The organism is Kribbella ginsengisoli, from assembly GCF_039537185.1.
In the GTDB taxonomy this organism is placed as follows: domain Bacteria; phylum Actinomycetota; class Actinomycetes; order Propionibacteriales; family Kribbellaceae; genus Kribbella; species Kribbella koreensis.
The window spans coordinates 16,074-27,782 of the sequence record NZ_BAABAA010000019.1; the positions used below are offsets into that span (position 1 = coordinate 16,074).

13 protein-coding genes are annotated in these 11,709 nt (G+C 67.8%); 7 read left to right on the forward strand and 6 right to left on the reverse strand.

What is annotated here, in order from left to right:
* Nucleotides 1–92: 92 nt before the first annotated feature.
* Together ABD768_RS38990 and ABD768_RS38995 are read left to right on the forward strand one after the other, a co-directional pair.
* The gene (locus ABD768_RS38990; RefSeq protein WP_344849363.1) at nt 93–1,025 is read left to right on the forward strand and encodes an amidohydrolase family protein; all 933 of its coding nucleotides are present in this window, start codon (nt 93–95) and stop codon (nt 1,023–1,025) included.
* Nucleotides 1,022–1,909 carry a patatin-like phospholipase family protein gene (locus tag ABD768_RS38995; protein ID WP_344849365.1) on the forward strand — a complete coding sequence of 296 codons (888 nt, stop codon included), beginning with the start codon at nt 1,022–1,024 and terminating at the stop codon, nt 1,907–1,909. The genes ABD768_RS38990 and ABD768_RS38995 overlap by 4 nt, the downstream gene beginning before the upstream one ends.
* Before the next feature lie 98 nt (nt 1,910–2,007).
* Here the strand turns inward: ABD768_RS38995 and ABD768_RS39000 are convergent, their stop codons facing one another.
* Complete coding sequence (locus ABD768_RS39000; RefSeq protein WP_343974358.1) at nt 2,008–2,478, reverse strand: MarR family winged helix-turn-helix transcriptional regulator; 471 nt, start codon at nt 2,476–2,478, stop codon at nt 2,008–2,010.
* A gap of 81 nt (nt 2,479–2,559) precedes the next feature.
* On the opposite strand from ABD768_RS39000, the gene ABD768_RS39005 reads away from it, so the two are divergent.
* The 4 genes from ABD768_RS39005 (at nt 2,560) to ABD768_RS39020 (ending at nt 5,659) form a co-directional block, all read left to right on the forward strand.
* A complete protein-coding gene (locus ABD768_RS39005; protein WP_344849367.1) occupies nt 2,560–3,171 on the forward strand; it encodes an NADPH-dependent F420 reductase in 612 nt (203 codons plus the stop codon).
* Between the two features lie 19 nt (nt 3,172–3,190).
* Complete coding sequence (locus ABD768_RS39010) at nt 3,191–3,820, forward strand: malonic semialdehyde reductase (RefSeq protein WP_344849369.1); 630 nt, start codon at nt 3,191–3,193, stop codon at nt 3,818–3,820.
* Between the two features lie 18 nt (nt 3,821–3,838).
* Entirely contained in the window at nt 3,839–4,942 is a 1,104-nt protein-coding gene (locus ABD768_RS39015; RefSeq protein ID WP_344849371.1) for a sigma-70 family RNA polymerase sigma factor, read from the forward strand.
* 141 nt (nt 4,943–5,083) lie between these two features.
* Nucleotides 5,084–5,659 carry a dihydrofolate reductase family protein gene (locus tag ABD768_RS39020; protein WP_344849373.1) on the forward strand — a complete coding sequence of 192 codons (576 nt, stop codon included), beginning with the start codon at nt 5,084–5,086 and terminating at the stop codon, nt 5,657–5,659.
* Between the two features lie 33 nt (nt 5,660–5,692).
* Here ABD768_RS39020 and ABD768_RS39025 read toward each other — a convergent pair whose 3' ends face one another.
* A complete protein-coding gene (locus ABD768_RS39025) occupies nt 5,693–6,943 on the reverse strand; it encodes an MFS transporter (RefSeq protein ID WP_344849375.1) in 1,251 nt (416 codons plus the stop codon).
* A gap of 94 nt (nt 6,944–7,037) precedes the next feature.
* On the opposite strand from ABD768_RS39025, the gene ABD768_RS39030 reads away from it, so the two are divergent.
* Nucleotides 7,038–7,595, forward strand: a complete 558-nt coding sequence (locus ABD768_RS39030; protein WP_344849377.1) for a TetR/AcrR family transcriptional regulator — start codon at nt 7,038–7,040, stop codon at nt 7,593–7,595.
* A gap of 70 nt (nt 7,596–7,665) precedes the next feature.
* Here the strand turns inward: ABD768_RS39030 and ABD768_RS39035 are convergent, their stop codons facing one another.
* The 4 genes from ABD768_RS39035 to ABD768_RS39050 all read right to left on the reverse strand — a co-directional run bounded on the left by ABD768_RS39035 (nt 7,666) and on the right by ABD768_RS39050 (nt 11,668).
* The gene (locus tag ABD768_RS39035) at nt 7,666–8,571 is read right to left on the reverse strand and encodes a hypothetical protein (RefSeq protein WP_343974337.1); all 906 of its coding nucleotides are present in this window, start codon (nt 8,569–8,571) and stop codon (nt 7,666–7,668) included.
* Nucleotides 8,572–9,163: 592 nt separating this feature from the next.
* A complete protein-coding gene (locus tag ABD768_RS39040) occupies nt 9,164–9,946 on the reverse strand; it encodes a hypothetical protein (protein WP_344849379.1) in 783 nt (260 codons plus the stop codon).
* Nucleotides 9,943–10,473, reverse strand: a complete 531-nt coding sequence (locus tag ABD768_RS39045; protein WP_344849381.1) for a SigE family RNA polymerase sigma factor — start codon at nt 10,471–10,473, stop codon at nt 9,943–9,945. The genes ABD768_RS39040 and ABD768_RS39045 overlap by 4 nt, the downstream gene beginning before the upstream one ends.
* A gap of 130 nt (nt 10,474–10,603) precedes the next feature.
* Nucleotides 10,604–11,668: an expansin EXLX1 family cellulose-binding protein gene (locus ABD768_RS39050; protein WP_344849383.1), complete on the reverse strand. Its 1,065-nt coding sequence runs from the start codon at nt 11,666–11,668 to the stop codon at nt 10,604–10,606.
* Nucleotides 11,669–11,709: the final 41 nt, after the last annotated feature.

Below are 11,709 nucleotides of genomic sequence, written 5' to 3' on the forward strand. Positions count from 1 at the left end.
TGCACCGGATCGGAAGGCCCGCCGTGGTGTTGATCGCGATCGAAGAACACTGGAATCTGCCCGAGCTCACGTCGGCAGTGAAGGCGCTCCCCATGGACCGCGGGGACGCAAGCATCGTGTTCGACGAGATGGGCGACAATCTCGAGCGCCTCGACGACATCGGCGACGCCAGGATCGCGGCGATGGACGCCCAGGGGGTCGACCTGCAGATCCTCTCCCTGGCACCACCCGGTAGCCAGCCACTGGATCCAGCCGACGCACGAACGCTCAGCAGGCGGGCCAACGACATCGCCGCCGAGGCCGTCGGCCGGCACCCCACACGGCTGCGAGCCTTCTCCACCCTGCCGTTGGCGGATCCGGAGGCGGCCGGCGCGGAGCTCGAACGGACCGCCGGTCTCGGGTTCGTCGGAGCGATGGTCTACGGGCGGACCGGCGAGATCCCGCTGGACGACCCCCGGTACGACGACCTGTTCGCCACCGCCGCGGCCCTGCGACAACCGATCTTCATCCACCCGCAGATTCCCTCGCGGGTGATCCGTCAGGCCGTCTACAGCGGCTTCGACCCCGCGACCGACCTGGCCCTGGCGACTTTCGGTTGGGGCTGGCACCTGGAGGCCGCGGTCGCCGCCTTGCGCCTGATCGTCCGTGGCACCCTCGACCGCCATCCCGACCTGCAACTCGTGCTCGGCCACTGGGGCGAACTGTTGCCGTTCTGGACCGACCGCGCCGACAGCCTTTCGAGCATTGCGGGCCTGGATCGGAAGGTGTCGGACTACGTCCGCTCCAACATCCACATCACCGCCTCCGGAATGCTCAATCCCACGCTGCTGCGCCATGCCCTGGAGGTGACCACGCCCGATCGGCTGTTGTTCTCGACCGACTATCCCTTCCAGCAGCCGGACAAGACCGACATCGAAAAGTTCCTCACCGAGTTCCCCACCGACCAAGACCGCGACAAGTTCACCGCAGGCAACGCCTGCTCCCTGTTCGGTATCGACATCGCATCACGGAAGGAACAGCAATGACTCTTCAAGGAAATGGCTCACCCACCCGCACGGTCGTTCTCGGCGGCGGCGGAACCGTCGGTGTCGCCTGGCAGACCGGTCTGCTCACCGGACTGCGCGACGCCGGCGTCGATTTGGCAGGAGCCTCGGCAATCGTGGGAACCTCCGCGGGATCCCTGGTCGGCGCGCTGTTGTCCAGCGGCCGCGACGTGACCGATGCGCTCGCCGTCCTCGCGGAGGTGGGGAAGAAACTCGACTTCGACAGCTTGGGGGCAGGTTCCCAAAGCTTCCTGGACGCGTCGCGCCAAGCAGTCTTCGCTGCCGACCCGCAGCAAGCGCTGCGGGCGATCGGCTCTGCAGCACAGGAAGCGTCGACCACACTCACCGAAGACGACTACCTCGGCCTGCTCGAGATACTCGACGGCGTCGCCTGGCCCGCCGGGTTCCGCTGCACAGCGATCGACACCGGCACCGGCGAACTTGTCGTGTGGAGCCAAGCATCCGGCGTGCCGCTGCTGCACGCGGTCGCTGCCAGCTGCGTCGTACCGATGCTGTTCCCCACCGTCACCATCAACGGAAACCGCTATATGGACGGCGGAATCGTGAACCACCTGAACGCCGCGGCGGCGCCACCGAGCGACGTTCTCGTGGTCGTGTCATGCCTTCCTCTCGGGGCCCAAGAAGGCGGAGCCGACAGCAATCGGTCCGCCTCAACCATCAAAGCCGACGCCGAAATCGCCCAACTACGCGAAACCACCCGACTGGTAGCCATGGAGCCCGATTTCAGCGACATCGAAACGCCGATCAAAATGCTCGACCCGGAGACCGCCGGCCGAGCCCTCCACATCGGCAAACACCAAGCCGAACATGAAGCCGCAGCGATCCGGGCCGCCTGGGACTTCTGACACTCCAGCAGGAGCCGTTCTGTCACCGGCGGCTTGGGCGGTCCAGCGCTGGCTGACGGCGCACCGACGGCCACGAGTGCCAGTTCTGGCCTCTGCCCTCAGTCCTCGGCGCCGAGCTCTTCGAGCCGCTTCCGCACCTTGTCTCCGATGGCAGTGAGGGTCTCGAGCTCCTCGGCCGTGAGGTGGTCGATGAACGTGGTACGTACCTCTGCGACGTGCAGCGGAGCGGCTGCCTCGATCAGCGCACGGCCCTGCGCTGAGATCACGATGACCGCGCCGCGCTGATCGGTGAGACAGCGCTCGCGCGCCACGAGGCCGCGCTTCTCCATCCGGCTCAGGTGCTGCGACAGCCTGCTCTTCTCCCAGTGCAGCAATCGGCCCAACTCGAACGGACGCAGCCGGCCGTCTGCTGCCTCTGACAGGTGCGCCAGGACCTGGTAGTCCGGCGTCGACAGGCTGGACCGGGTCCGCAGCTGCCGGTCGAGGTACTCGGTCAGGCCGTCCTGCATCGCCATCAGGCTCCGCCAGGCGCGGTCCTCCCGCTCGTCCAGCCACCGTGTCGTCGTCACGAGACGATCGTACACAACCTGGTTGACATGTGAACTACTCGTGCTACGTTTAGTTCACACGTTAACTACATGGAGGAGATCATGACTGCTGTACCTCGGTACTCGATCGTCGGCAGCGGGAACGTCGGCTCGGCGTTGGCCCGGCTCTTCGCCCGGGCGGGTATCGAGGTGAGCATCGCGAACACCCGCGGACCTGACTCGCTCCGTGAGCTCACCGACGAGCTCGGCGCGGGCGTCCACGCCGTACCTCTCGACCAGGCACTGGCGAGCGACGTCATCTTGATGGCGATCCCGTTCCCGGCGATCGCGGAGTTCGGCCGCTCACTGCCGGACTGGACCGGCAAGACCGTCGTCGACGCGGCCAACGCGCACTACGCATCCGACGCCGAGAGCATCCTCGGCGGCCTGCCGTCGTCCCAGTACGTCGCAGCGCAACTGCCCGGCGCGACGGTGGTCAAGGCATTCAACCAACTGCCGGCCAAGGTGCTGTCCGAAGCGCTCGACCCCGCCGTCGGACGGCGCGTCGTCTTCGTCGCCTCCGACGACCAGGAGGCCGGCGAGCGGGTCGCAGAACTCGTCAACTCACTCGGCCTCTCGCCGGTCGAGGTGGGACGCCTGGCCGAAGGAGGCCGGCTGATCGAGGCCCCCAACGCGCTCGTGCTGCGAAGCCTGGTCGAGCGCCCACTTTCCTGACGTCGAAAGGCATTGAACGATGAACCCCGAGGACTACACGGATCCGGACCCGCTACGGCTCGGCCGGCTGGGTGAGCAGGCCAAACGCGTCCTGTTCACCGAAGCCCGGACCGCGAACACCTTCGCGGACACCCCGGTGCCGGACGCGGACCTGCGCGATATCTGGGAGCTGGCCAAGTGGGGTCCCACCTCGGCGAACACCCAGCCGTTGCGCGTGCTCTACGTGCATCCGGGTGAAGCGCGGGAACGGCTGGTCAAGCACATGAACGAGGGCAACCAAGCCAAGACCGCGTCCGCGCCGGCGGTGGCCGTCCTCGCGACCGACACCCGGTTCCACGAGCACATCCCGGCGGTGCTGCCGTTCCGGCCGGAGCTGAAGGACACCTTCGCGGCGAACGCCGAGCTGCGCACCGAGGCCGCGAAGTTCAACGCGATCCTGCAGGCCGGCTACTTCATCCTGTCGGTCCGCGCGCACGGCCTGGCCGCCGGTCCGATGGGCGGCTTCGACGCCGGCGGAATGGACAGCGAGTTCTTCCCCGACGGCCGGCTGCACTCGATCCTGGTCGTGAACATCGGACACCCGGGCAAAGCCCCGTGGCTCCCCCGTCTACCCCGGCTGTCGCATCACGACGTACTGCAATGGGCGTGACAGTTCGACGGTCGGCGGATGGGATTCACCTCGATGGCGGTCGCCCGCACGCCCACCCTGGCCATCGCCTTCGAGCAGACCGAGGGGCTGGCTGCAACCAGCTTCGCCGGGGAGGGGCACCGGGCTAACGTGTGCGGTGTGACCGGGACCGCGGCGGAAAGCGACGAGTTCGTGCTGCGCGCCGAGCAGTACCGGCCGGAACTGCTGGCCTATTGCTATCGAATGCTCGGATCGTTGGCCGATGCCGAGGATGCGGTGCAAGAGACTTACGTGCGCGCCTGGCGAGCCTTCGACTCGTTCGAAGAACGGGCGTCGCTGAGGACCTGGTTGTACCGGATCGCGACGAACACCTGCTTGAGCGCCTTGAAGCACCACGGCCGGCGGGTGCTGCCGTCCGGCTTGGGCGCTCCGAGTCAGGACTCCTCCGCCCCGCCGAACTCGGTGGATACGAGTGTGACGTGGCTGCAGCCGTTTCCAGATGACCGGTTGCCGGACTCGAACGATCCGGCCGCGATCGTCACCGCCAGGGACACCGTGCGGCTCGCGCTCGTCGCCAGCCTGCAGTACCTGCCGCCCCGCCAGCGCGTAGTGCTCATCCTTCGCGAGGTGCTCGCCTGGAGTGCCGCTGAGGTTGCCGAGCTGCTCGACATTTCGGTGGCAGCCGTGAAGAGCGCTCTGCAGCGGGCCCGGGCACGGCTGGACGATGTGGCGCCGGTCGCGGACCAGGTAGGCGAACTGACCGAGCCGCAGCAGCGCGAGCTACTGGACCGCTACGTCGCCGCCTTTGAGAAGGCCGACCCCGCAGCACTCGAACGGCTGTTGCGCGCCGACGCGACGCTCGAGGCTCCGCCGTTGCGGCGCTGGTACTCCGGGATCAGATACTGCATGCCCTACATGGGACAGCACGTGTTGGGTTCGCCCGGGCATTGGCGGATGCTGCCGGCCAGCGCCAACGGGCAGCCCGCGGTCGCCGCCTACCACCGCGGTGCGGACGGCGGCTATCTCCCTTACGGGATCGTGGTGCTCACAGCGGACGCGGAGGGGATCTCACGCATCACCGCGTTCGGCGACGCAGATCTGGTCACCGCATTCGGGTTCCCGGCGGTCCCGCCGGACGCATGACCCGCCATTGGGCCGCCATGCGGGGCTGAACAATCGGCGACGCGGAATTTCCTGGGCCAGACCGATTCCTTCCGGCCGCGCGGTCGGTCTGTAGTGCGACGGTTGCCGAAGGGTCGGCAACCCCACACACGGAGGTTCGTCATGCGAAAACTGACCGTTTCGACCCTGGCCTCGCTCGACGGCGTCATCCAGGACCCAGGCGGGTTCGGCGAAACCGACCAGGGCGGCTGGGCAAACCAGTACTTCACCGACCAGGCGCAGCAGGAGGCGCTTGGCCGCTTGCTGGCCAGCGACTACTTCCTGATGGGGCGGACCACCTACGAGCTGATGTACCGGTCCTGGGGCAACATCAAAGGCGGCGGCCCGTACCTCGACCGGACGAACGAGATTCCCAAGCTCGTCGCATCGAGAACGCTGACCGGGTCGCTGCCCTGGAACGCGACGGTGATCCAAGGCGACGTGGCCGGGGAGATCGCCCAGCTCAAGCAGCAAACCGGTGGGGACATCGAGGTGTACGGCAGCTCCACGCTGGTGCAAACGCTCATGAATCACAACCTGATCGACGAATACCGGGTCGCGGTTCACCCGCTCGTTCTCGGCGGAGGAACGCGGCTGTTCACCGATGGTGGTGTCCGGGCCACGCTCCAGCTCAGCGACGCACGGAAGCTCGAATCTGGCGTGGTCGAGCTGGTCTATCTGCCAGCAAGCAAGGAGTGAACAGGATGCCCAACGGTGTGATCATCACAGCCATCAACTGGTCCGACACGGCAACTCCGCTTCGCGGACGACAGTGTGCTCCGCCAATAGCTCGTTCTCGCTGACCTGTCGGTGGGCGCGGATGATTCCGGCGGCCGCCGCGATCAGGATCAGGGCGACTTCCAGGGCGCCGTACGCGACCGCTGTCGGTTCGAGGCCGAAGCGTTCGGCGGCGAGTCCGGCAGCCAGTGCGGGCATGCTGAAGGCGAGGTAGCTGACGATGTACATGGTCGCGAACACCTCCCCGCGCCGGCTGTCCGGCGCGGCCTCGCCGAGTGCGTGGACGGCGAAGCGGAACGTCGCGCCGAAGCCCAGTCCGGCGACTGCCGATCCGGCCACGTAGAGCGGCAACGTGGTCAGCAGCATCGCCGCGATCGTGACCAGAACGCCGAGAGCGAGTGATCCGTACCCGAGCCACTCGCGCCAACGCGTCGGCGAGACCGACGAGACCACGGTGCCGGCTGCCCCGGCGGCGAAGAACACTCCGAGCACGATGCCGACGACGAAATGACTGTGCACCTCGAGGACGGTACCGAGCACGGACGACCCGAGCGACAGGTACAACCCGGCGAGCGCCCACGTCGCGGCCATCGAAGGAACCAGGGCGAAGAAGACCGGCCGCACGGCCGGCGGAAGCCCGGCGCTCGGCCGCAGCGACCGCCAGAGCGACTCCCGCGCGGCCGGCTTCGGACGGGCGCCCTCAGGGATCAGCCAGACGAGCGCTGCGAGCATCAGGTAGACCACGGCGAGGATCCAGAAGACGAGTTGACGAGGCAGTGGCGCGAACTCCACGAGCGCACCGGCGAGGACGGCTCCGATCACGATGCCCAGGGACGGTACCGCGCTGCTGACGACCGAACCGAACCGTGGGTTCGGCGCCGAGTCCATGATCATCGCCGTCGTCGTACCGGTGGCAGCGCCGACGGCAAGACCCTGCACGATGCGCGCGACCACGAGACCGCCGGTACCTCCGGCGATCGCGAACAGCACCATGCCCAGCGCGAGCAGCGCCAGCGCTCCGGACGCGACCGGGCGACGACCGACCCGGTCGGAGAGCGAGCCGACGGTCAGCAAGGCGCCGAGCAACGCGAACACATAGACGGCGAAGACGACCGTCAGCACGAACGCGGAGAACCCCCACAGACGCTGGTAGACGGGATAGAGCGGCGACGGCGCCGACGCGGCGGTCAGCGTCGCGGCGCCGGCCGCCCCGGCGACGACGAACGAGACTGAGCGGCTGAACACGGGAGACCTCCATCCCAAAAGCAATGATCTTTGCTCTAAGGACACTAGCGCCCGGATCTTCGTAAAAGCAAACTTCTTTGCTTAGAATGGCGGCATGCCTGACCGACCGAGTCGTCCTGGAGGGCGGAGCAACCGGGTGCTGACCGCGATCTACACCGCCGTCGGCGAGCTCGTCGGTCAGGGCGCCGACAAGATCAGCTTTCCGGTCATCGCCGAGCGCGCCGGGGTCAACCCGACGACGCTCTACCGGCGCTGGCCCGACGTCAACGCGCTACTCGAGGACGTCGCCGTCGCAGCGCTGACGCGGGACGGCGAGTCCGTGCCCGACACCGGATCCCTCGAGCAGGACCTGACGGACTGGGCCAACATCATCGCCGGCGACATCACCCGTCCCGAGCGAGCCCGCTACCTGCGCGCGATGGTGGCGGCCCGCGTCGACCTCGTCACGAACTGCGCGGTCACCGACGCCCGCCACGAGCAGGCAACGCAGATGACGCGGCGTGCCAGCGAACGAGGCGAGCAGACACCGACCGTCCAGCAAATCCTCGACCACATCGTCGCGCCGCTGTACTACAACGTCATCTTCGCCCTGCCACTCGACGACGACCACCCCAGGCGCCTGGTCCGCGACGTACTCGCGATGACCCGTTGAACCCGTCCGGCACGACCCGGCGTACCCGCGTCCCCTCACTCACCTCGTGGCCGTCAATGCTGCGAAGGGGTTACTCGCCGAAGAGTGGGGAGCCTGGGGCGGCCCAACCGTGGTAGGTCGGGTCGTCGAAGGACACTGGCAGCTTGCCGCGTGGCTGGATGACGGTGGAGAGGCCGGTGGCGTGGCCGACGGCGTACAGGTAGCCCGAGTGGGTGTTCTTGTCGACGCCGAGCAGTAGTACGCCGTACTGGCCGCAGGCGGCGACCATCAAGGACTCGAAGACCTGCCAGGTGGTACGCCGGACCAGCTTGACCACCGGGTGCATCGGCGTGGAGGTCGGGATGTGGATCGTGTACAGCGCCCCACCACGAGTAGTCGCCAGCAAGGTGTCGTACGTCGCGGTCTCGCTGATGATCGCGAACGCCTTGACGGCCGCGAACCCGGGGTACGACGTCTTGCCCTGCCAGACGCCGGACGGCGCGATGGTCCACCGGAACAGGACACCGTCGGAACGTAAACCGTAGGCACTAGTCCGGCCACGACCGGTCGTGGGGACATAGAGCGCCTCGTCGAAAGCGGTGAAATCACCCCAGCCGCCACCGACCCGGGTCAGCCGCACCGGTCCCGTTTCCGGCTCCCACCAGTTGGCCGCGTACGCCGTCGAGTACATCACCGACCCGATCACAAGGTGACCGCTCACGTCCGGCCCGGCGGCATTGGGATCGGCCACCATCGAACCGCTCAGTCTGGTCTGGCCGGCCGGAAACGCCTGGTACTGAAGAACATGGTCCAGGATCCGCGTCGGGGGAACAGTCGCCGAGAAGTACTGCTGACGATGGTCACCGCCCGATGTCACCGAACCGGCCACCACCCCACAGGCCTCCGTCACCTGACCTTGTGATGCCGAAGCCGGCCCAGGCAGCAGCCAACTCACCAGCCCGACGCCCAGCACCACTGTCAACAGCCGAGACTTCATGTCGCGCACCCCCAGCGAATCGCTGACCGAATGAAGCAGAGGCCCCCAGCCTGATCGGCCCCGTCCCACCCATCCAGGGACACAGGTCCCACGACCCCAGGCCAACCGTCCTGAACACCGACCATTACCGCGTCCTCGCTCGGGCGGCCCGCCATCTGCGATTCGTGGTGCCGTGTGTAGTCCGAGATCCCCCCGGTGCGGGGCTACCGGATCAGCTGTTCAGCGGCCTTGCGGACGTGATCGGGCATGTGGTCGGTTCTCGAAGGATGAGGCCGCCCGAGGCGGTCGACCGGCCGGGGGTAGACCTAGTTGTCGACCGGCAGCGCTGCCGTACTGGCCGTGAGTACCCGCGTCGTTGACAGCGACCGCCGTGCTGAGTACCGGCGCAGATTGCCGGTGTTCAGCCTTTAGATCGTGGCCGGGTCGAACTCGGACTGCGCGGTCAGCAGGGGGCCGAGGCGGCGCGGGTCGGGGTTCGGGAGTTTCTGTGCGGGCAGTTTCCGGTAGGGGCAGACCTCTTGGGCGAGGTTGTAGGCAGCCAGTTCTCGGCCTGGTGTTCTAGGCGACTTCTGCAGCTGGGTGTCCCCTCACATCATTGTGTGAAGCCTCCCCGGACTGTGCTGGGGCCGGCTGAGGTTCGGGCTTGGGCGTAGTAGGTGTCGCGCTTGGGGTTGCGGGTGCCGGTGGCGTGGTTGTACTGGGCTGCGAACACATGCTGTCCGGCCGGCACGGTGCGGCCCGGCATGAGGAGCCAGCGGTAGAGCAGTGCACCGCCGGTCTCCTGAACGGTGACGGTGAAGTCCTCGCTCGGCAGGGTTTGCCAGTAGCCGGTCGTCCGCACGTCGCCGGTCTGGGCGATGCGCAGTTCCACGGTGAGCGAGGTGAGTGGCTGAGTGGTCTTGAGGGTGAGGTTGTTCTGGGCCCAGTAGATGGTGCTGTGCGCGTCTATCGAGCCTTGGGACCACAGCGGTCCGTTCTGGAAGCGGCTGGTGGTCGGCGGGGTCGGGTGTGGGCTGCGCGGGGTGGTGGTCGGGGCAGGGCGGGTGGCGGTGGCGGTGCTGGTGGTGCGGGTGGTGCGGGGGGATGGCGTCGGAGTGGAGGTAGCGATCGGGTGCGGGACCGTGGGAGTCGGGGCGACAGCCGGCAGCGAAGGAGTTCCGCCGATGGCGGCTACGGCCAGACCACCGGTCGCCAGGGTGGCGGCGGCGACCAGACCGACGATCGCCGCCTGCTGCCAGGACCTCGCGATCGAAGGTGTGCGGTGCCGGACGGTGGGGTCGGCCGCGCCGCGCTCGACACGCGCCAGGATCCTTGCACGGTTGGGCTCGTGGGCCTCGGCGGCCTCTCGCAGCCGTCGGCTGATCTCCTCGTTCACCGGTTCCTCCTTCCTGCCGCGAGTTCGCCGACTGCTTCTGCGCCGAGCAGCGATTCCAGCTCGGCCATCCCCTTCGAGGTCTGGCTTTTCACCGTACCGACCGAGATGCCCAGCGCGGCGGCGGTGTCCTTCTCCGACAGGTCGAAGGCATGACGCAGGACCACACACGCCCGCTTGCGGAACGGCAGCCGGCTGAGCGCAGCCCGGACGTCCAGCACGACCGCAACGTCGGGCCCGTCCACCGGTTCCGTACCGCGTGACCAGAACAGCCCGACTCGCCGTCGCTCGCGGACCGTACTCCGGATCCACTCCCGAGCCAGATTGGCCACCACGCCGCGGGCGTAGGCGACCGGGTGTTGCGCCGCCCGCAACCGGTCCCAGCGCTGCCACAGGGCGACCAGCGCATCGGCGGCGAGGTCGTCGGCCACGTCCTTCTCGCCGGTCAGGAGGTGGGCGAGACGAGCCAGTTCGGCGTGGTGGCGTTCGAAGAAGTCGTTGAACTCCTCGGACGCGTCGTCGAGGAGCATCTCCCGCGGTCGCCCTCTCCCTGCGATGTGCGCGTTAACAATCGGCCCGAGCGTAACAGCGCCCCTGATCGGCTGCCGGACGGCGACCGCCCGTGGAGGGCGGCGTCCTGACGATGGACAGGCGGCACGGTCAATGCCGGCTGAACTGGACCCGGGTCGGCTGCGCGACGTCCGGCTCGAGTGCGATCCCGTCGATGGTCAGCCGCTCGCCGTAGATGTCGGTGAGCCTGATCGCTTTGCCGCATCCGCTGCCGTCAGTGGAGAGGAAGTAGTTGTAGTCGGTGCGGTGCAGCTTCCGCCAGCCTTTGGTGGTCCGGACCTCGAGCGCGGCCACCGGGTTGCGGTGACCGATCGCCTGGATGCCGCACCAGTACTGACTGGACCCGGTCTTGTACCGGATGGAGATCTTGCCGGAGGCGGCGGGGCTCAGCAGCGTCCAGGTGATCGGGAGCCGGCCGACGGAGAGTTTGGCGAGTCTGGCGAAGGCCTGCTGGCTGAGGTCGATTTGCCCTGGGGCGCAGGGCAACGGGCACTCATTGACGATCCGTACCGTGATGGAGGCCCCGTTGGCGGCGCGGACCAGTACGTACGCCCCGCATGCCTTGGCCGACTCGTAGTCGGTGTGGTTCATCGCCGCGATCATCATGTCGCCGGACGGGCCGAACAGGCAGGCACCGTTACCGTCGCCTGCCTCGTAGGCGGTCGCCACGCCGTGGTATCGGACGGCGGGCTTGATCCGTCCCGCCAAGGATCCCGAGGTTCCCGAGGACGCTGTACGCGGGGTGCTGGATGAGACGCCCGGGCTGCGAGTAGCTGCTGGCGAAGTACTGGAGGTCGGGCGGGGGCTGCGAGTGGAAGCCGGAGGCTTGCGCACGGTCGAGGACGACGGAGGAGGCTTGCGCGCGGTCGAGGACGACGGAGTATGGCGCGACGGCGGCAGGCTCGCGGCCGGCGGCCGCGTCGGTGCGGTGGTGGCGTCGGCCGTCGCGTCCGCAGAGCCGGAATCGGGTGGCACGCCGGCCTCGGCAGCCGCAACGGACGCGTCAGCGGTACTGCTCGGGGTAGCTCTTCCCCTGGTGAGGAACGCAGCGGCCAGGCAGACCACTAGGCCGACAGCCAGCAGGGTCAGCGGAATGCCGACGGCCCGCCGGCGCTTTTTCGGCAGTTGCGCCCCACCGTGCTTCGTTGTCCTCATCTATCCATCCGTTCGGTTGATCGAATCGCCGTCCACCTCCC